A 17,881-nucleotide genomic window follows, 5' to 3' on the forward strand; every position below is an offset into this window, starting at 1 on the left:
ACGCATGAAGAAACGTAACCGAACCACACGGACTCGAGGGGGGATTGGGACAATTCCGTAATGTGCCGCTAGATCAGATCGACAACTTCGCGAGCATGTCGCGAGCCTTCTCCGCACTCTTGGGCTCACAGAGAACGTCGTATCGACCGGCGACCAACTGCATGCTCGACGCGAAATCACGCTGCCCGCGCGTAGCCGCATACGGAATCACGGTGGTGATCAACCCGAAGATGACGCCACCGACGATGCCGATGATCAGCGCACCGAGAATGTTGCCGTTGGTGAAGATTCCCAGCACCAAACCGAGAAACAGGCCCAGCCAGGCACCCGAAACTATGCCTCCACCAACAACTTTGGGCCAGGTGAGCCGACCCAGCACGCGCTCGACCTGCATGAGATCGACACCGACGATGGTGACGTCCTGCACCGAGAATTGTTCGTCCGACAAATAGTCGACGGCCTTCTGCGCCTCGGCGTATGTCGGATAGGAGCCGATCGGCCAACCGGACGGCGGCGTCGGTAGCCCCTGACCCGAGCGACCGGATTGCGAAAGTGGATTCGTCATTCCCCTATTGTGCCTGCTCCGACCGCATCCGCACCATTCCTGGTGCCCACGCTGCGCTGCATTCCCGCGCCCACGCTGGGCTGCATTCCCGCGCCCACGCTGGGCTGCATTCCCGCCGCCCGCCCCTTACCCGAGATGACCAACGCCATCTTGCGGCTCGCCTCGTCGATCATCTCGTCGTCGAGCATCACGGCCCCGCGCCCGCCACCTGCTTTCGAGGTATGGAACTCGTACGCCTCGAGTATTCTTTCGGCCTTGTCGAAATCCGATTGGCGCGGACTGAAGATCTCGTTGGCCGCGTCGATCTGAGTGGGATGCAGCACCCATTTGCCGTCGAAGCCGAGTCCGGCGGTTCGCCCCGCGGCCCGTCGAAACGCGTCGAGATCGCGGATCTGAAGGTAAGGTCCGTCGATCGCCTGCAACCCGTGCGTGCGCGCGGCAAGAAGGATCGTCATCAGAATGTGGTGATACGCATCACCGGTGTCGTAGCCCTCGGGCTGCTCTCCGACGACGAGGGTGCGCATGTTGACACTCGCCATCAGGTCGGCCGGACCGAACACCAAGGTCTGCACTCGCGGACTCGCGGTGGCGATCTCGTCGATATTGCGCAGGCTGCGGGCACTCTCGATCTGGGGTTCGATGCCGATCGCACCCACCGGAAGCCCGCTCGTCTTCTCCACCTGCGTCAGTAACAAATCGAGGGCCTCGACGTGCGAGGCGGTCTCCACCTTGGGAAGCAGGATTGCATCGAGGTTGGCGCCGGCGCCGCTGACCACGTCGATCACGTCGCCGTACGTCCACGGCGTCGTCCAGTCGTTCACCCGGACCAACTTGAGCTGGGAACCCCAACCGCTCGAGTTGAGCGCTTCGACGATGCGTCCCCGCGCCTGCTCCTTGGCGATCGGCGCGACGGCATCCTCGAGATCGAGGAAGATCGCGTCGGCAGGCAACCCCTTTGCCTTCTCGATCATCTTCGCCGAACTACCCGGCACAGCCAGGACGGATCGACGCGGACGGCCCTGCTCCACCGAGCTCATACGGTCCTGTCACTCCTTCGATTCTTCTCGTCGGTCCGATTCTCTGAATGGTCCCGGGACGCTCTAACCTTGCCATCATGGCAGCTCTGAGCAAGCTTTACGCGGCCAGGCTCGCAGGTCTGGTCGTCCTCGGTCCCGACGGCGAGTCCATCGGCCGTGTCCGTGACCTGGTGGTCACCATGCGGATGGCTCGCGCGCAACCGCGCGTCCTCGGTCTCGTCGTCGAGCTTGCCACGCGCCGAAGAATTTTCGTGCCGATGCTGCGCGTGACGAGCATCGAACCGAACTCGGTTCAGCTGAACACCGGAAACGTGAGTCTGCGCCGATTCTCGCAGCGGGCGAACGAGATTCTCGTCTTCGCCCAGGTCCTCGATTCCAAGGTCCGCGTGGACGATCCGGAACTCGAGGAACTGCACGACGTGGACTCGGTCGTGGTCGATCTCGGGATCGAACTCATCCGCACCCGCGATTGGCTCATCGCCCGCGTCGCAGTGCGGCGTCAGCGCGCCAGGCTCGCTCGTCGCGGAGCCGTCCATGTCGTCGACTGGCAGCACGTGCAGGGATTGACGCAGACGACCCTGTCGATGCCCGGGCAGGGCGTCGCGCAGCTGCTGATGCAGTTCGAGGATCTGCGCGCCGCCGACGTGGCCAACGCAATGCGCGAACTGCCGGTCAAGCGGCGAATGGAGGTCGCGCTCGCGCTCGATGACGAACGCCTGGCCGATGTCGTCCAGGAACTCCCCGACGACGACCAGGTCGAGATGATGCACTACCTCGGTGTCGATCGTGGTGCCGACGTTCTCGAAGCCATGGATCCCGATGATGCCGCCGACCTCCTCGGCGAGCTCCCCGATACCGAAGCCGAGTCGCTGCTGCGTCTGATGGACCCCGAGGACTCCGCACCCGTGCGCCGGTTGCTCGAGCATTCACCGGATACCGCCGGTGGTCTGATGACGCCGGAACCCGTGGTGCTCAACGCCTCGACCACCGTCGCCGAGGCGCTAGCTCGCGTGCGCAACCCCGATCTGACGCCGGCACTGTCCTCGCTGGTGTTCGTGGTGCGGCCACCCACGGCCACCCCGACGGGCGCCTACCTCGGCTGTGTCCACCTCCAACAACTACTGCGCGAACCGCCGGCCAGTCTCGTCGGCGGCATCATCGACAAGGCTCTCCCGCGCTTGGCCGCAGACGACTCCCTCAATGCCGTCACTCGCTACTTCGCTACGTACAACCTGGTCTGCGGGCCCGTGGTCGACGACGAGGATCACCTCATCGGCGCAGTAACCGTCGACGACGTGCTCGATCATCTGCTGCCCGAGGACTGGCGCGATCAGGAGGTTGCAGGACAGTGAAGGAAACAGCGCGTCAGCGCATGGACACCCCGAGGGGTGCGAAGCTCTTCGATCTGAAATTCGACGTAGACCTCGGCAGTTCGGGCGAACGGGCAGCGCGCTTTCTCGGTACCGGTCGCTACCTGGCGATGCAGACCCTCGTTGTCATCGTCTGGATTTTGATCAACGTGCTCGCCGTCAGTCTGCGGTGGGACCCATACCCGTTCATCCTGCTGAACCTGGCGTTCTCGACGCAGGCCGCCTATGCCGCCCCGCTCATTCTGCTCGCGCAGAACCGGCAGGACGACCGTGACAAGGTCTCGCTCGAAGAGGATCGCGCCCGCGCCCAGCAGACCAAAGCCGACACCGAGTTCCTCGCCAGGGAGCTGGCGGCGCTGCGTATCGCCGTCGGCGAGGTTGCCACCCGCGACTACTTGCGGCGCGAACTGGATGAAGTGCGAGAACTGCTCGAGCGGGTCAGCGGCCAGGAAGCCGCCCCGCCGAAGAAGTCGCGCAAGAAGTCGGCCCGTCAGCGCGAGGACGCGGCGCCGATCTCCGACCCAGCCCCGATCACCGAAGAGGACTCCGGGCTGTAGAACTGCTGCCCAAACACGCCGCTAGATAACAGCGTGGTAACAGAAGTGTCTCAAATCAGGTAGCCTCGTGTGCGTTCATGAGCACGGCCTCCGGAATTCGGAGCGCAACAGGAGGTATTGCACGCGTGGGACGTCACAGAAAAGCATCGAATTCCAGTATCCGTCGGACTTCGGTGATCGCCTTGACAGGCCTCGTTCCCGCGGGGCTCATCACGGCAGCGACCAACGCGGACGCCACCGAGTACATCCCCTTCATGGTCGCCGACAGCACGACACAGTCCGCCTCGACGATCGAGACACCCGAGCCCATCGCCGAGAAGACCGATTCACAGTCCGTCGCCGAAGCAGAGGCGCCGGTACCGCAGGCAGCTCCGGTGCCTGCTGCCGCACCCGAGGCACCGCCCACACCGGAACTCCCCACCAGTGCGGTAGCAAGCCCTCTCGGCGTTCCCACCGTCAACGTCAGCGCTTACAAGAACGCAGCGAACATCCTCGCCACCACCACGCCGGGCTGCGGAATCGAATGGACCCTCATCGCCGGCATCGGCCGCGTCGAATCCACCCACGCCAACGACGGCAAGGCCGACCAACTCGGCCAGCTGCTCGAGCCCATCCTCGGCCCCCGGCTCGACGGCACCCTGGCGGGCAACAACGTCATCGCCGACACCGATGGCGGCGCACTCGACGGTGACGCCAACTTCGACCGCGCCGTCGGACCCATGCAGTTCCTCCCCGAAACCTGGAATCGCTACAAAGCAGATGGCAACGGCGACGGCGTCTCCGACCCGCAGAATCTGTACGACGCAGCTCTCGCGACGGGCCAGTACCTGTGCGACGGCGACCTGAACCTGCGCGACCTCGCCCAGAGCACCAAAGCCATCCTGCGATACAACAACTCGATGGCCTACGTCGCCAACGTCCTCGCCTGGTCCACCGGCTACGCCACCGGCATCGTGCCCTCCTCCGATCAGCTCCCCCGTATCCACTGACCGTTTCGGCCTGCATCTACCATGGACACATGGCAGTACTGACGGAATCCGACGTTCGAAGCGCACTCAACAAGGTCATCGATCCGGAAATCCGTAAACCGATCACCGATCTCGGCATGGTCAAGAGCATCACGATCGGCGACGGCGGCGCTGTCGGCGTCGGCATCTATCTCACCACCGCTGGCTGTCCGATGAAGGCAGAGATCAGCGACCGCGTCACCCAAGCGGTCGCCGACGTCCCGGGCGTCGGCACCATCGATGTCGAACTCGATGTCATGAACGACGAACAGCGCACCGAACTCCGCAAGTCGCTGCGCGGCGACTCGGCAGAACCGATCATCCCCTTCGCGCAGCCGGGATCGCTGACCCGCGTGTACGCGGTCGCGTCGGGCAAGGGCGGTGTCGGAAAATCGTCCGTGACGGTCAACCTCGCTGTATCCCTGGCCAAGCGCGGACTGTCGGTGGGCGTGCTCGACGCCGACATCTACGGACACTCCGTTCCGCGGATGCTCGGCAACGACGCAAAGCCCACTCAGGTCGAGAAGATGATCATGCCGCCGCAGGCGCACGGTGTGAAGTTCATCTCCATCGCGCAGTTCACCTCCGGCAACACCCCCGTCGTCTGGCGCGGACCGATGCTGCACCGCGCGCTCCAGCAGTTCCTCGCGGACGTCTTCTGGGGCGACCTCGACGTGCTGCTGCTGGACCTCCCACCCGGCACCGGCGACATCGCGATCTCGGTCGCACAGCTCATCCCGGGAGCCGAGATTCTCGTCGTCACCACGCCGCAGCAAGCAGCCGCCGAGGTGGCCGAACGCGCCGGTGCCATCGCGCTGCAAACACGCCAGCGCATCGCCGGCGTCGTGGAAAACATGTCCTGGCTCGAACTCCCCGACGGCACACGCATGGACATCTTCGGGTCCGGCGGCGGTCAGGACGTCTCGGATCGCCTCACCACCGCGGTGGGCGCCAAGGTTCCGCTACTGGGTCAGATTCCCCTCGACACCGCAGTTCGCGAAGGTGGCGACGACGGCACCCCTATCGTCCTCTCGAGGCCGGAAACCCCGGCCGCCCAGGCGCTCGAATCCGTGGCCCAGAAGCTCGCGGTACGCGAACGTGGCCTCGTCGGCATGTCGCTGAGTATCGATACGACTCGCAGCTAGCGTCAGTCGCGCCTCGAAGCCGGTTAGGTCGCGTCCGAGTCGATCGGCGGGGCCTGCCCGGCCGAGAGCTTCTGCGAGGGTGACTTGTCCAGCGAGGGCTTGGCGCCCTGAGACTTGGTGGGCGTGTTCGACCCGTTGCCGGTCGGCTTCGAGTCGAAGTTGCCGGTGAAGATGGAGTCGTCGCCGTCGAGGAGATGTTTGGTGATGACCGCGCGCGGAGTCATCCCGCGCAGCTGATTGAGATCGGAGAGCGGCTTCCGAAAGTCTTCGAAGTCGGTCCCGAGCTCATCCTTGAGCTGCTGACTGGCGCCGTTGGCGTACTCCTTGACCTGACGGATCGACTGGGTGACCCAGGAGATGGCGCCGGGAAGCCGGTCAGGACCGAGGATGACGAGTGCTGCTATCAGGAGAATGACGAGCTCTCCCCAGCCGATGTTGCCGAACACGACCTCAGCCTACGTCGGAAAGCCGGGAACTTGCCATGCGTTCGCTCACTGTTCAATCCGAGACCGGTGTGACGGTGAGGTCGACGAGTCGTCCGGCACGTACCAGCTGCACGGGCGTTTCCTCACCGATCTCGCTCGACTGGACCGCGACGACGAGTTCGTCGGCGTCACCGACCGTCCGATCTCCCACCCTGGTGATGACGTCACCTTCGACGATGCCGGCCTGCTGAGCCGGTCCACCGGATCGCACATTGGCGACTTCGGCGCCCGAGGTGGCGTCATTGATGACCGAGCGAGCATTGACGCCGATGTCCGGGTGACTCATCTGCCCGGTGGCTATCAGGGACTGCGCGACCTCGGTGACATCGTCGATCGGGATGGCGAAGCCGAGTCCGACGGATCCGCCGCTCTCGCTGCGGATGGCCGAGTTGATGCCGATCACACGGCCCTCGGCATCGATGAGGGGGCCACCGGAGTTACCAGGGTTGATTGCGGCATCGGTCTGGACGGCGTCGATGACCGCGTCGGTGTCGGTGCCCTCGCCCGACAATCGGACCGGGCGATCGAGCGCGCTGACGATGCCTCGGGTGACCGTCTTGCTCAGGCCGAGCGGTGATCCGACGGCGACGACATCCTCACCGACTTGCACGTCGGCGGAGCTTCCGAGTTGGGCGACGGTGAGGTTTCCGACGTCGGTCTTGAGCACGGCGAGGTCGGTCTTGATATCGCGTCCGACGATCTCGGCCGGCACCTTGGTGCCGTCGGAGAAAGTCACCCGAAGAGTGGCGCGATCGGAGTCCGCTGCCATGGAGATGACGTGATTGTTGGTGACGATGTAGCCCTCACCTGCGATGACGACGCCGGAGCCAGTGCCGGCGTTGTCGCCGAGCGTGACCTGGATGGACACCACGGACGGCAGCACGGCGTCAGCCACCCGAGCCACCTGCCCCAGCGGCAGATCCCCGCCGCCCGACTGCGTGAGGTTGACCTTTTGGCTGGTCAGAGCTCCGGTTACCTCGGCCGTCTCGCGCCCGATGAGTCCGCCGACCAGTCCGATCGCCAAAGCCACGGCGCCGAGCACGATCAGCGCTTTCGGCGCAACGCGCTCGCCGAACAGGACCTCGCGCACCCCGAGCTTCGGGCCCTCCGGCGTCGGCTCCGGTTCGGGAGTTTCGGCGGCAGCCGCGCCCAGATGCACGGGCGAATGTGGATCGCGCCATGGGTCCTCGGGCTCCGGTTCGGGCGGAGGTGGACCGGTCGGCACGTCCGGGTCACGCTGAAGTGAATCGAGGGCGTCGGCAGGGCGACCGAAGGCCTCGGCGAGGACTGGATCGGGTGCGCGGGAGGTGATGTTCGGCGATGGCGTCCGACGCGCACCGACCGGAGTGAAGGACCCTTCGACGTCGCTCGGGCGTCCGAATGCCGCTGCCGAGGCCGGATCGACGGCCGGACGGAAGACGGGCCGCGGCGGAAGCCGCGGTGCGTCTGGATCTGTGGTTGTACTCACGCGTTCCCGGTACCCCTCGCTCACGTCGGTCACAGCGACTTACGTTACACAGACTCCGCTCAGCGGCGGCGTCTGCGAAGGCTGACGACAGAGGTCATGATCACGCGGCGCCGGCGTTCGACGTCGTGCTTAGACTCAGCGGGTTCGCACAGGGGAATCTGACTGAGGAGTCCGAGAAGCGAGTGCGGCATCGACACCTCGCCGGACTCTTTGAGCGCATTACGCGCCTGCTGCTGGGCGTCCACCTCAGCGGCGCATTCCGGGCACTCGGCGATGTGCCGAGCGGCGCGCAGGTAGGCAGCCATCCGCAGTTCGCCGTCGGCGAAGGCAGCGACGGCTTCGCTCGCGAGATGCTCCGTCGAGTTGAATCGCCGTGGCTCAGGCGCCTGCGTCATCCAACCCTCCTGGTAGCTACTGTGCACGTGCGTAACCCGAATCGACCTTCCCGCTTGCTCGAAGGTACTCGCGTAGCGCCGCGCGGCCCCGGTGAATGCGACTACGCACCGTTCCGAGCTTGACTCCCAGTGTTGCACCGATTTCCTCGTAGGACAGACCTTCTATGTCGCAGAGCACGATCGCGGCGCGAAACTCCGGCGCCAGCGAGTCGAGGGCGGACTGAAGATCGGGGTCGAGTCGCGCGTCGTGGTAGATCTGCTCGGGATCGGGCGTCTCGGACGGGACGCGATCGTAGTCCTCGGGAAGCGCTTCCATGCGGATGCGATTGCGGCGACGCACCATGTCGAGAAAGAGATTGGTCGTGATGCGATGCAGCCAGCCTTCGAACGTGCCCGGCTGGTAATTCGACAGCGACCGGAAGACACGGATGAATGTGTCCTGCGTGAGGTCCTCGGCGTCCTGAGCGTTGCCGGAAAGCCGGTAGGCGAGGCGGTAGACGCGGTCGCCGTGTTCGCGGACGAGTTCATCCCAGGACGGCATGGACGACTCCTCGCCCGTGGCGTCGAATACCGCAGTGCCGCTCAGATCTTCTACCGGGGCCTCTCCTGCCGGGGCCGATGTAGGTGTGAGAACGGCGTCGTGACCCGCGACAACGGGGAGACCCGTATTCGCAGCACGATCGGCGTTGAACTTGTAGATGGTCGGATCCTCCTGCTCAGGAACACGGACTGGTGCCGCTCGAAGCTGTCCTGTTCAACACCAGGCACCGCCCGAGATGTTCCCGTCGTGTTGCTCGTCGATCAAGCGATCCCCTGAAGCCTCTCGCACCCGCGTGTGGCGGAAGTATGAATAACCTGAGGTGCTGCTGAGAATGTGCAAGACCGTTTCCTCCGGTCACTCCGCAGGCTCCGCTCCTGCAACCCGAGTCGCTCCGCAGGCTCCGCTCCTGCAACCCGAGTCGCTCCGCAGGCTCCGCTCCTGCCGCGATAACCTCGTTCAGTGCCGACAAACGCCGAGAAACTGCTCGCCTACGCCGAAGACTCCGTCCAGGAGGACGAGGTGCTCGTTTCGGCGCGAGAACGCGCGGAGGATCTCGGAGCAGCTCCCGTGCCACCATCCGTCGGGGCGATTCTGAGCATCTTCACCCAGATGCTGGGTGCGAAAACCGTCGTCGAAATCGGTACCGGCGCCGGAATCAGTGGGCTGTGGCTACTCGACGGCATGCGTGATGACGGCGTGCTGACCACCATCGATACCGAACCGGAGCACCAACGCGCCGCGAAGGAAGCTTTCCGAGCCGGCGGCGTACCGCCGTCCCGGACGCGGTTGATCAACGGCTGGGCCCTCGACGTACTCCCCCGGCTCGCCGACGATACCTACGACCTGGTGTTCATCGATGCGAGCCCTGTCGACCACGTGCATTTCGTCCAGGAGAGCGTCCGACTCCTCCGGCCCGGCGGGGTTCTCGTGCTGCACAACGCCCTACTCGGTGGCCGTGTACCCGATGCTGCTCAGCGCGACGCCACCACCGTGGCCGTGCGTGCGGCCGCCCGCGCGATCGCCGAGGACGAGCGCCTCACGACGGTTCTGCTTCCACTCGGAGACGGCCTGATCTGCGCCTCGCGAACGTAGCGCGGTCAGATCCAGACGCCCTTACCCACGGACACAACGCCTCCGGCAGAGACGTTGAATCGTTCCTTGTCGCGCTCGAGATCGACGCCGACGATCTCGCCGTCACCGACGACGACGTTCTTGTCGAGGATCGCCCGTCGCACGACGGCACCCTTACCGATCTTGACGCCCGGCATCAGGACACTGCCCTCGACGGTGGCGCCGCTGTCGATGATCACATTCGACGAAAGCACCGAATTGCGCACCGTCGCGCCCGACAGAATGCACCCGGCACCGACGACCGATTCCTGGGCGAGTCCGCCCTGAACGAACTTCGCGGGCGGTAGATTCTCGGCCGCACCACGGATCGGCCACCGACGGTTGTAGAGGTTGAAGATCGGGTGCACCGATACGAGATCCATGTGCGCGTCGTAGAACGCGTCGATGGTGCCCACGTCACGCCAGTAACCGCGATCGCGTTCGGTGGCACCGGGCACCACATTGTCGTTGAAGTCGTACACCGACGCGACACCCGCCTCGACGAGCGCGGGAATGATGTCGCCGCCCATGTCGTGATCGGAGTCCGAGTTCTCTGCATCGGCCTTGATGGCGTCGAGCAGAACCTTCGTCGTGAACACGTAGTTGCCCATCGACGCGAAGGTGACGTTGGGGTCGTCCGGGGTGCCCGGCGGCTGTGCGGGCTTCTCCAGAAACTGGGTGATCTTGCCGTTCGCGTCGCTGTCGATGCAGCCGAACGCGAATGCCTCGCTCCGCGGCACCCGGATACCTGCCACGGTGACACCGGCGCCGGAATCGATGTGCTGCTGCACCATCTGCTCCGGATCCATCCGATACACGTGGTCGGCTCCGAAGACCACGATGTATTCGGGGTCTTCGTCGTAGACGAGGTTGAGTGACTGGAAGATCGCGTCGGCGCTTCCCGTGTACCAGCGCGGACCGAGTCGCTGTTGAGCCGGCACCGGAGTGATGTACTCCCCCGCGAAACCGGACAGGCGCCAGGTCTGCGAGATGTGTCGGTCCAACGAATGCGATTTGTACTGGGTCAGCACGCAGATCCGGAGATAGCCGGCGTTGACGAGGTTGCTCAGAACGAAGTCGATGAGTCGGTAGGCGCCGCCGAACGGGACGGCCGGCTTGGCTCGGTCCGCGGTCATAGGATAAAGGCGTTTACCTTCACCCCCGGCAAGCACGATTCCGAGTACGTGCGGTTGTGTCCTCACGTGCCCAACCTATCCGCACCGGATGAACCTTGCTAGCAGTACACGCGCTTCGGCGAAGGAATGTAGGTTGACAGCTGTGCGCGTGGCAATGATGACGAGGGAATATCCGCCTGAGGTCTACGGCGGGGCGGGTGTGCACGTCACTGAACTTGCAACCCAATTGAATGCACTGTGCGAGGTGGACATCCATTGCATGGGCGCTCCCAGGGATACGGCGCAGGTCCATGACCCGGATCCAGCCTTGGCGGGCGCGAACCCCGCGTTGACGACGCTCTCCGCGGAGTTGCGGATGGCTGCTGCTGCAGCCGGGGCCGATGTCGTGCACTCGCACACTTGGTACACCGGCCTTGCCGGGCATCTCGCGGCCGAGCTGTACGGCGTCCCGCACATTCTCACGGCGCACTCGCTCGAGCCCCGGCGGCCGTGGAAAGCCGAGCAACTGGGCGGTGGATACCGCATCTCGTCATGGTCGGAGAAGAACGCCGTCGAATACGCAGACGCCGTCATCGCGGTGAGCGAAGGCATGGCGAAGGATGTCCTGGACGCATATCCGCGCCTCGATCCAAGTCGAGTTCACGTGGTGCGCAACGGAATCGACACCGCGAAATGGCACCCCGGCCCGGCGGCCGATCCGTCGGATTCCGCGCTGGCAGAGATCGGCGTCGATCCGAGCAGACCGATGGTCGCGTTCGTCGGACGCATCACCAGGCAGAAGGGCGTGGGCCACCTGATCGCGGCGGCCCATCACTTCGATCCGTCGATTCAGCTGGTCCTCTGCGCGGGCGCGCCGGACACACCGGAGATCGCTGCGGAAACGGAGCGCGCGGTCGCCGAACTGGCTCGGCAACGTTCCGGTGTGTTCTGGGTTCGAGACATGCTGCCTACCGAAAAGGTTCGCGAGATTCTGTCGGCAGCACGAGTGTTCGTATGCCCGTCGGTGTACGAACCGCTCGGGATCGTCAACCTCGAGGCCATGGCCACCGACACCGCCGTGGTCGCATCCGATGTCGGCGGAATTCCCGAGGTGGTCGTCGACGGTGTGACGGGCCGGCTCGTGCACTACAACTCGTACGAGCCACAGGTTTTCGAACGCGCCCTCGCGGACACGGTCAACGAGGTCGCCCTCGACCCGGACACCGCGAGCGCGATGGGCACGGCCGGCAGGGCGCGGGCCGTCGCCGAATTCTCGTGGACGGCCATCGCACACCAGACCATGGAGGTCTACCGGGCTGCGCTCGCCGCCCGCGGTCACACCGCGCGGTAGATCCCGACTGTCACCGACGCGGTGACCTCGACGCGGTCCGGCAGATCTCCGATGGCGGTGTCTCTCGCGGCGTCGGTGGTGTGCCGCGCCGACGGCCCCATCTCGACGATGTTCCGGGCGTCGGCGTGCGTGAGCAACATCGGAAACTCGAGCACGCTCTTGGTAACCGATTCGAATCGGCCGGACAGCGTATCGCCGAGCCGCCGAGCCTTGTCCTCGTCGACGCCGATGAGTCCGAGCGGGCCGATCAGCTCCCGTTGGTGACGTTCGGTGGGAGTCACGACGACGAGTGTGCCGCGGGGCGCGAGAACGCGGTGCAGCTCGGCCGCATTGCGTGGGGAGAACACACACGTGACTGTGTCCAGCACACCCGACCGCACCGGCAGCCCGTGCCAGACATCGGCGACGACCGCACCGACCCGTGGATGCGCGCGGGCGATCCGTCTGGCCGCAGCCTTGGACACGTCGACGCCGATCCCGCGTCCACCGGTGTGCTCGAGGACAGCGGCGAGATAGTGACCGGTTCCGGCGCCGACCTCGAGAATGCTCCCGCACTTCCCCACTGCCGCAACCACCGCGTCGACAATCGGATCGAAATGGTGCCCGTCGAGGAAACGAACCCGCGCGGCCAGCATCTCAGCAGAATCCCCGGTGATCTTTCCCGCGCTGCCCGGCAACAAGCTGACGTAACCCTGCCTCGCCACGTCGAAGGTATGGCCCCGGTCGCACAGCACGGCGCCGTCCTCGGTGTCCAGATCGGCGCCGCAGTGCGGGCAAGCCAGCAGATCCATCACATCGGAGAGCATCGACTCACCACATCACGACTGTCCACATCACAAAGCCCCGCCTGCCGGTTCGGCAAGCGGGGCTCGGCGTCGAATAACAAGCAGTTAACCGGTGACGCCCTTCAACTCTTCACCGAGGGCAGCCGCCTCGTCAGGGGTGAGTTCGACGACGAGGCGCCCACCGCCTTCGAGCGGTACTCTCATGACGATCCCTCGTCCTTCTTTGGTTGCTTCGAGGGGACCGTCACCGGTCCGGGGCTTCATCGCCGCCATCCTCTGCTCCCTCCAGATCTGCGCCACCAGCTCGAGCGCGTCGGCAAAATTTGATGCTCTCGCCCGCGGCGAGAAATGTTCTCCCGTCTATTCTTCCCTATCGCCGCTCATACCGGGAACTGGAGTCGGTATTCGTAGGCTCGACGAGACAACCCGACAGGTGATCGTCGACCATTCCGGTGGCCTGCATCAACGCGTAGGCCGTGGTGGGCCCGACGAAGCGCAGCCCCCGACGCCTGAGCTCTCTCGCCATCGCCGTCGATTCCGCGGTAATTGCGGGGACCTCGGCGGTCTCATGCAGCCTGCGCGCACGGGGCGTGGGGGCGAAAGACCAGAGCAGGGCGTCGAGGCCCGGTTCATCCAGTTCTACGATGACGCGAGCGTTCCCGACCGCGGCTTCGATTTTCGCCCTGTTGCGCACGATCGAGGCGTCGTTCATGAGGCGCTCGATATCGGCTTCACCGAACCGGGCCACTTTCTCGGGGTCGAACCCGGCGAACGCCGCCCGAAAGTCCTCCCGCTTACGGAGAATCGTGATCCACGAGAGCCCCGATTGAAACGCCTCGAGACTCAGCCGCTCGTAGAGGGCGTCTCTGCCGTGGACGGGCCGTCCCCATTCGGTGTCGTGGTACTCGCGGTAGAGATCGTCCGGGACGGCACCCCACGGGCAGCGAGGCCTGCCGTCCGGGCCCGCAACAGCTGTCACTGCTCAGTCGTCGCTTTCCTCGGCGCGGCCATGCTTGCCGTGCGCGCCCAGTTCCTCGAAATTGCCCGGGCCGTCCACGGCCGCGAGCCGTGATCGGAGCAGGTCGATTTCGGCACCCAGTCGGTCGAGCGCCCAATCGACCTCGCTCTGGTTGTAACCACGCAGACTCTGCTGGAAGCGAAGCATTTTCACGTCGTCTCCGGTCACGCCCTCGGCGGGCAGTACCGTCGCCGTCGTGCCGTCCGGGAGCGGCGCCAATTCTTCACCGCGTCCGAACACAGCACTTGCCACGAAGAAGAGCAGGGCTGCGATGACCGCGATGATGATGACGTACAGCAGAAGCGTCAGCATGGCACGATGATCTCACGCAGCCCTGCCCGTCACATACGCAAGCTGTCTATCGCGGGGCGGTCGGTGAGTGAGACCTCCGTCGAGAACGAGACGAACGAGTCGCCGTCGACCCGGAACTGCGTCAACCCGGCGCCCGAGTCGACCATCCCGCAACGATTGAGCATGGTCCCGACGATCTGACGGCTCATCGCCCCCAGCTCGACGAGCGGGCGATTGCGATGCTTGCGCACGCCCAGATTCACCTGGCCGATAGCGCTGAGCCCGAGCCGGTCGTAGGTGTCGAGCAACAGCCCGATCTCCACGCCGTATCCCGGCGCGAAAGGAACTGCGGACAAGAGCTCTCGCGTACCCGCGTACTCCCCTCCGAGCGGCTGGATGACGCCCGTCAACTCCGGTCGCATCGCCGCGAGCATGGGACGCGCGACCAGCTCGGTGACACGCCCTCCGCCGTTGGCGTCCTCGCTACCACTTGTCCGCAGCGGGCGACGGTAATAGCCCTTCACCAGATGGATGCCGTCACCCATCAGCAGAGGCCCGAGCAGCTTCGGCACGAACGCCGGATCGGGATTGATCAGATCCGAATCGACGAAGGCGATGAGATCGCCCGTCGAGGCCGCGACGGCGCGCCACAGCACCTCGCCCTTGCCTGCCACCGGATCGAGACCCGGGATCGCTTCCTCCCGGCTGATGACGCGTGCGCCGGCGGCCGTCGCCCGCTCGGCAGTGGCGTCGGTGGATCCGGAATCGAGCACGATGAGCTCGTCCACGAGTCCGCCCAACAGGGGGTGGATGGTGTCCACCACGGCCGCGACGGTTTCTTCTTCGTTGAGCGCGGGCAGAACCACAGAGACGGTGCGGCCGGCTCTTGCGGCTTCGAGTTCCGCGAGCGACCACGACGGTTCGTCCCAACGATTCGAATCCGCCCAGGATTGCATCACTGATGTTCGGTCGGCGAGTGTCATGCGAGCCCCCTTGTGGTTCGCCTCGGCAACCTCGTCCCCTGTATCGCCGCCACCATGTCCACGACTCTTCTGGTCGACGCCACCTCGTGCACCCGGAACATTCGGGCGCCGCCTGCTGCGGCCAATGCTGTCGCTGCCAATGTTCCCTCCAACCGGTCGGCCAGTTCCACCCCTAGAGTCTCCCCGATAAAGTCCTTGTTGCTCAGCGCCATGAGCACTGGCCACCCGGTGTTTACAAGAACGTCCACGCGACGCAACAACTCGAGCCCGTGATAGGTGTTTTTGCCGAAATCGTGAGTCGGATCGATGAGAATCGAGTCCGTACGGACGCCGGCTGCGACTGCTTTCTCGGCCGCCGCGGTCACTTCCGCCACTACATCGGCGACGACATCGGTGTACCGAACTCGATGCGGCCGAGTCCTGGGCGTTGCGCCACCGGTGTGCGAACAGACGATTCCGACGCCTTCCTCGGCCGCGACACCGACGAGATCGGGATCGGCGCCGGCCCAGGTGTCGTTGATCAGATCGGCGCCCACCCCGACCGCGAGGCGAGCGACTTCGCTGCGCCAGGTGTCCACGCTGATGAGCAGGTCCGGGTAGGCAACTCTGATCGCCTCCACGAACGGAACGACGCGGCGGATCTCCTCCGCCGCGTCGACGAGCACACCCGGTCCTGCTTTGACTCCCCCGATGTCGACCATGTCGGCACCCTCTGCGACCGCCCGATGAACCGTCGCCATTGCGGCGTCGTCGGCGAAGTTCACACCCCCGTCGTAGAACGAGTCGGGAGTGCGGTTGACGATCGCCATGACGAGGGCACGGTCGCCGGCCACCGGCTTACCGCAGAGGGTGCTCATACATTCATGGTTACACGCTGTCAGTGACGTGGTGCCTTACCTGCGGCCACCTCGTCGACGAATCCCTCGTAGGCCTTGTCGTAACCATGGGACTTGCCGCGCAACACATAAAGCTCGCTGTTCGAGTCGTCGCTGTATCCGAGTTTGCGCAGTTCGACTTTCTGCTTCTTGAACGTCGAGGTCTGCTCGAGGCTTTCGACGATGCGGACGAACAGCGGGACCGCGTAGGTCGGCAGCTTGTCGTACAGATGTTCGGCGAGTGCCTGGCCGTCGAAGGTGTGGCCGTCGCGGAGCGTCACCGCGGCCATACCGGCCTTGCCGTCGGTGCCCTCGATGTCGACTCCGTAGACGACGGCGCCGTCGACGGAACCGTGTCCGCCGAGCGCGCCTTCCACCTGGGTGGTCGCGACGTTCTCACCCTTCCATCGGAAGGTGTCGCCGAGTCGGTCGACGAATGCGACGTGCAGCCAGCCCTGCTTGAGGACGAGGTCGCCGGTATCGAACCAGGCATCGCCGGACTTGAAGCCGTCACGGACGAGCTTCTTCTCCGTGGCCTCGTCGTCGGAGTACCCGTCGAACGGTGCACGGGCGGTGACCTTGGACAGCAGCAGACCGACCTCGCCGGTGGCGACCTTCGACAGCTTGCCGTCGGAGCCACGCTTGGCCTTGCCGCTTTCGTCGTCGTACTCGACGACTGCGTACGGCAGCGGGCACACGCCCGCGGTCTTCTTCACGTTGAGCGCGTTGACGAACGCGATGTTGCACTCGCTGGCGCCGTAGAACTCCGCGACCCGAGAGATACCGAAGCGCTCGGTGAACTCTTCCCAGATCTCTGGACGAAGTCCGTTGCCGACCACGAGCTTGACCGTGTTGTCGCGATCGGTGGGCTTCTCCGGCTGCGTCAGCAGGTAGCGGCACAGCTCACCGATGTAGGTGAAGGCGGTTGCCTTGTTGATCGCGATGTCGTCCCAGAACCTGCTGACCGAGAACTGCTTGCCGATGGCCATGGTGGCACCGCCTGCGAGCACGGACGACAGCGTCACCGTCAGGGCGTTGTTGTGATAGAGCGATAGGCAGCAGTAGATGACGTCGTCACTGCGCAGGCGAACGCCCATGTTACCCAGGCCGGACATCGACTTGAGCCAGCGGAAGTGGCTCATCAAGCTGGCCTTGGGCATACCGGTGGTGCCCGAGGTGAAGATGTAGAACGCCTTCTCCTTGGCCTGGATCTCGGCGGTCACGGACGGATTGGCCGTGTCGGCCTTGCTCGCCAGCTCGGCCAGCTCCTTCATCGGCAACACCGACCCGACCTTCGGCTCCGAGTCGAGCGAATCCAGCGCCTCACGCGCGTTCTCGTCGAGCACCAGAACCTTGGCATCGAGGATGCCGAGGCTGTGCTCGAGGACGTCGCCACGCTGGTTGTAGTTGAGCATTCCGGCGACCGCGCCCAACTTCACCGCGGCCAGGGCAGCGAACAACGCCTCCGGACGATTCTTGCTGAGCACACCGACGACGTCGCCGCGCTGGACACCGCGTTCGGTGAACACGTTCGCATACTGGTTGACCAGTGCATTGGCATCGGCGTACGAGGTCGATTCGCCTTCGAAACGTACGAAGGGATGGCTACCGTTCTTTGCTGCCGCGTCCTGGAACACCTGACCGATCGAGGCCTTGTGATCGGGTTTGCGAGTGAAACCAGCAAGACCCTTCAGCAGACTCGGCAACTCCGTCACCATTTTCGGCAACGCGACCGCGAGATCGGCCACTCCAATTTTCTGACGGGCATCGACAGCCATGAGCT

General features: G+C 64.9%; 20 protein-coding genes. 6 read left to right on the forward strand and 14 right to left on the reverse strand.

Annotation, left to right across the window (positions count from 1 at the left end):
* Nucleotides 1-73: 73 nt before the first annotated feature.
* On the reverse strand, nt 74-565 hold the full coding sequence (locus KVY23_RS12470; RefSeq protein ID WP_206509465.1) for a general stress protein: 492 nt from the start codon (nt 563-565) through the stop codon (nt 74-76).
* The gene (locus tag KVY23_RS12475) at nt 562-1,602 is read right to left on the reverse strand and encodes a CoA ester lyase (protein ID WP_230556634.1); all 1,041 of its coding nucleotides are present in this window, start codon (nt 1,600-1,602) and stop codon (nt 562-564) included. Before KVY23_RS12475 ends, KVY23_RS12470 begins: the two co-directional genes overlap by 4 nt.
* A 77-nt stretch (nt 1,603-1,679) precedes the next feature.
* Between KVY23_RS12475 and KVY23_RS12480 the strand changes: the two genes are divergently transcribed.
* From KVY23_RS12480 to KVY23_RS12495, 4 genes are all read left to right on the forward strand, one after another.
* On the forward strand, nt 1,680-2,954 hold the full coding sequence (locus tag KVY23_RS12480; protein ID WP_230556635.1) for a magnesium transporter MgtE N-terminal domain-containing protein: 1,275 nt from the start codon (nt 1,680-1,682) through the stop codon (nt 2,952-2,954).
* Nucleotides 2,955-2,974: 20 nt separating this feature from the next.
* Nucleotides 2,975-3,529: a DUF1003 domain-containing protein gene (locus tag KVY23_RS12485; RefSeq protein WP_230556791.1), complete on the forward strand. Its 555-nt coding sequence runs from the start codon at nt 2,975-2,977 to the stop codon at nt 3,527-3,529.
* A 125-nt stretch (nt 3,530-3,654) separates the two neighbouring features.
* A complete protein-coding gene (locus KVY23_RS12490) occupies nt 3,655-4,518 on the forward strand; it encodes a lytic transglycosylase domain-containing protein (protein ID WP_230556636.1) in 864 nt (287 codons plus the stop codon).
* A 29-nt stretch (nt 4,519-4,547) separates the two neighbouring features.
* Entirely contained in the window at nt 4,548-5,681 is a 1,134-nt protein-coding gene (locus KVY23_RS12495; RefSeq protein WP_230556637.1) for an Mrp/NBP35 family ATP-binding protein, read from the forward strand.
* 23 nt (nt 5,682-5,704) lie between these two features.
* Here the strand turns inward: KVY23_RS12495 and tatB are convergent, their stop codons facing one another.
* The 4 genes from tatB to sigE are packed head-to-tail and all read right to left on the reverse strand — an operon-like array spanning nt 5,705 to nt 8,729.
* Complete coding sequence (tatB, locus tag KVY23_RS12500; protein WP_075839652.1) at nt 5,705-6,127, reverse strand: Sec-independent protein translocase protein TatB; 423 nt, start codon at nt 6,125-6,127, stop codon at nt 5,705-5,707.
* A gap of 52 nt (nt 6,128-6,179) precedes the next feature.
* Nucleotides 6,180-7,634, reverse strand: coding sequence for a S1C family serine protease (locus tag KVY23_RS12505; protein ID WP_230556638.1), 1,455 nt, complete (start codon nt 7,632-7,634; stop codon nt 6,180-6,182).
* A gap of 59 nt (nt 7,635-7,693) precedes the next feature.
* Nucleotides 7,694-8,029, reverse strand: a complete 336-nt coding sequence (locus tag KVY23_RS12510; protein ID WP_230556639.1) for a hypothetical protein — start codon at nt 8,027-8,029, stop codon at nt 7,694-7,696.
* Between the two features lie 16 nt (nt 8,030-8,045).
* Nucleotides 8,046-8,729 carry an RNA polymerase sigma factor SigE gene (gene sigE / locus KVY23_RS12515; RefSeq protein WP_294637150.1) on the reverse strand — a complete coding sequence of 228 codons (684 nt, stop codon included), beginning with the start codon at nt 8,727-8,729 and terminating at the stop codon, nt 8,046-8,048.
* A gap of 300 nt (nt 8,730-9,029) precedes the next feature.
* Here sigE and KVY23_RS12520 point away from each other — a divergent pair, with 300 nt between their 5' ends.
* The gene (locus KVY23_RS12520; RefSeq protein ID WP_187346765.1) at nt 9,030-9,662 is read left to right on the forward strand and encodes an O-methyltransferase; all 633 of its coding nucleotides are present in this window, start codon (nt 9,030-9,032) and stop codon (nt 9,660-9,662) included.
* 5 nt (nt 9,663-9,667) lie between these two features.
* Here the strand turns inward: KVY23_RS12520 and glgC are convergent, their stop codons facing one another.
* Nucleotides 9,668-10,882 (reverse strand): glucose-1-phosphate adenylyltransferase, encoded by a 1,215-nt coding sequence (gene glgC, locus KVY23_RS12525; RefSeq protein WP_206509460.1) that lies wholly within the window; start codon nt 10,880-10,882, stop codon nt 9,668-9,670.
* Between the two features lie 76 nt (nt 10,883-10,958).
* On the opposite strand from glgC, the gene glgA reads away from it, so the two are divergent.
* Complete coding sequence (gene glgA, locus KVY23_RS12530) at nt 10,959-12,146, forward strand: glycogen synthase (protein WP_230556795.1); 1,188 nt, start codon at nt 10,959-10,961, stop codon at nt 12,144-12,146.
* Here glgA and KVY23_RS12535 read toward each other — a convergent pair.
* From KVY23_RS12535 to KVY23_RS12565, 7 genes are all read right to left on the reverse strand, one after another.
* On the reverse strand, nt 12,131-12,952 hold the full coding sequence (locus KVY23_RS12535; protein ID WP_230556640.1) for a putative RNA methyltransferase: 822 nt from the start codon (nt 12,950-12,952) through the stop codon (nt 12,131-12,133). The genes glgA and KVY23_RS12535 overlap by 16 nt on opposite strands.
* An 84-nt stretch (nt 12,953-13,036) precedes the next feature.
* On the reverse strand, nt 13,037-13,204 hold the full coding sequence (locus KVY23_RS12540) for a DUF3117 domain-containing protein (RefSeq protein WP_068369835.1): 168 nt from the start codon (nt 13,202-13,204) through the stop codon (nt 13,037-13,039).
* Nucleotides 13,205-13,301: 97 nt separating this feature from the next.
* A complete protein-coding gene (locus KVY23_RS12545) occupies nt 13,302-13,910 on the reverse strand; it encodes a DNA-3-methyladenine glycosylase I (RefSeq protein WP_230556641.1) in 609 nt (202 codons plus the stop codon).
* 3 nt (nt 13,911-13,913) lie between these two features.
* On the reverse strand, nt 13,914-14,261 hold the full coding sequence (locus tag KVY23_RS12550) for a DivIVA domain-containing protein (protein ID WP_075839657.1): 348 nt from the start codon (nt 14,259-14,261) through the stop codon (nt 13,914-13,916).
* 29 nt (nt 14,262-14,290) lie between these two features.
* On the reverse strand, nt 14,291-15,223 hold the full coding sequence (locus tag KVY23_RS12555; RefSeq protein WP_230556642.1) for a glucosyl-3-phosphoglycerate synthase: 933 nt from the start codon (nt 15,221-15,223) through the stop codon (nt 14,291-14,293).
* On the reverse strand, nt 15,220-16,080 hold the full coding sequence (gene folP, locus KVY23_RS12560; protein WP_230556643.1) for a dihydropteroate synthase: 861 nt from the start codon (nt 16,078-16,080) through the stop codon (nt 15,220-15,222). Before folP ends, KVY23_RS12555 begins: the two co-directional genes overlap by 4 nt.
* Before the next feature lie 20 nt (nt 16,081-16,100).
* Nucleotides 16,101-17,876, reverse strand: a complete 1,776-nt coding sequence (locus tag KVY23_RS12565) for a long-chain-acyl-CoA synthetase (protein WP_230556644.1) — start codon at nt 17,874-17,876, stop codon at nt 16,101-16,103.
* Nucleotides 17,877-17,881 lie beyond the last annotated feature (5 nt).

Origin of the sequence: Rhodococcus sp. I2R, assembly GCF_020889545.1 — a bacterium.
Lineage (GTDB): Bacteria > Actinomycetota > Actinomycetes > Mycobacteriales > Mycobacteriaceae > Rhodococcoides.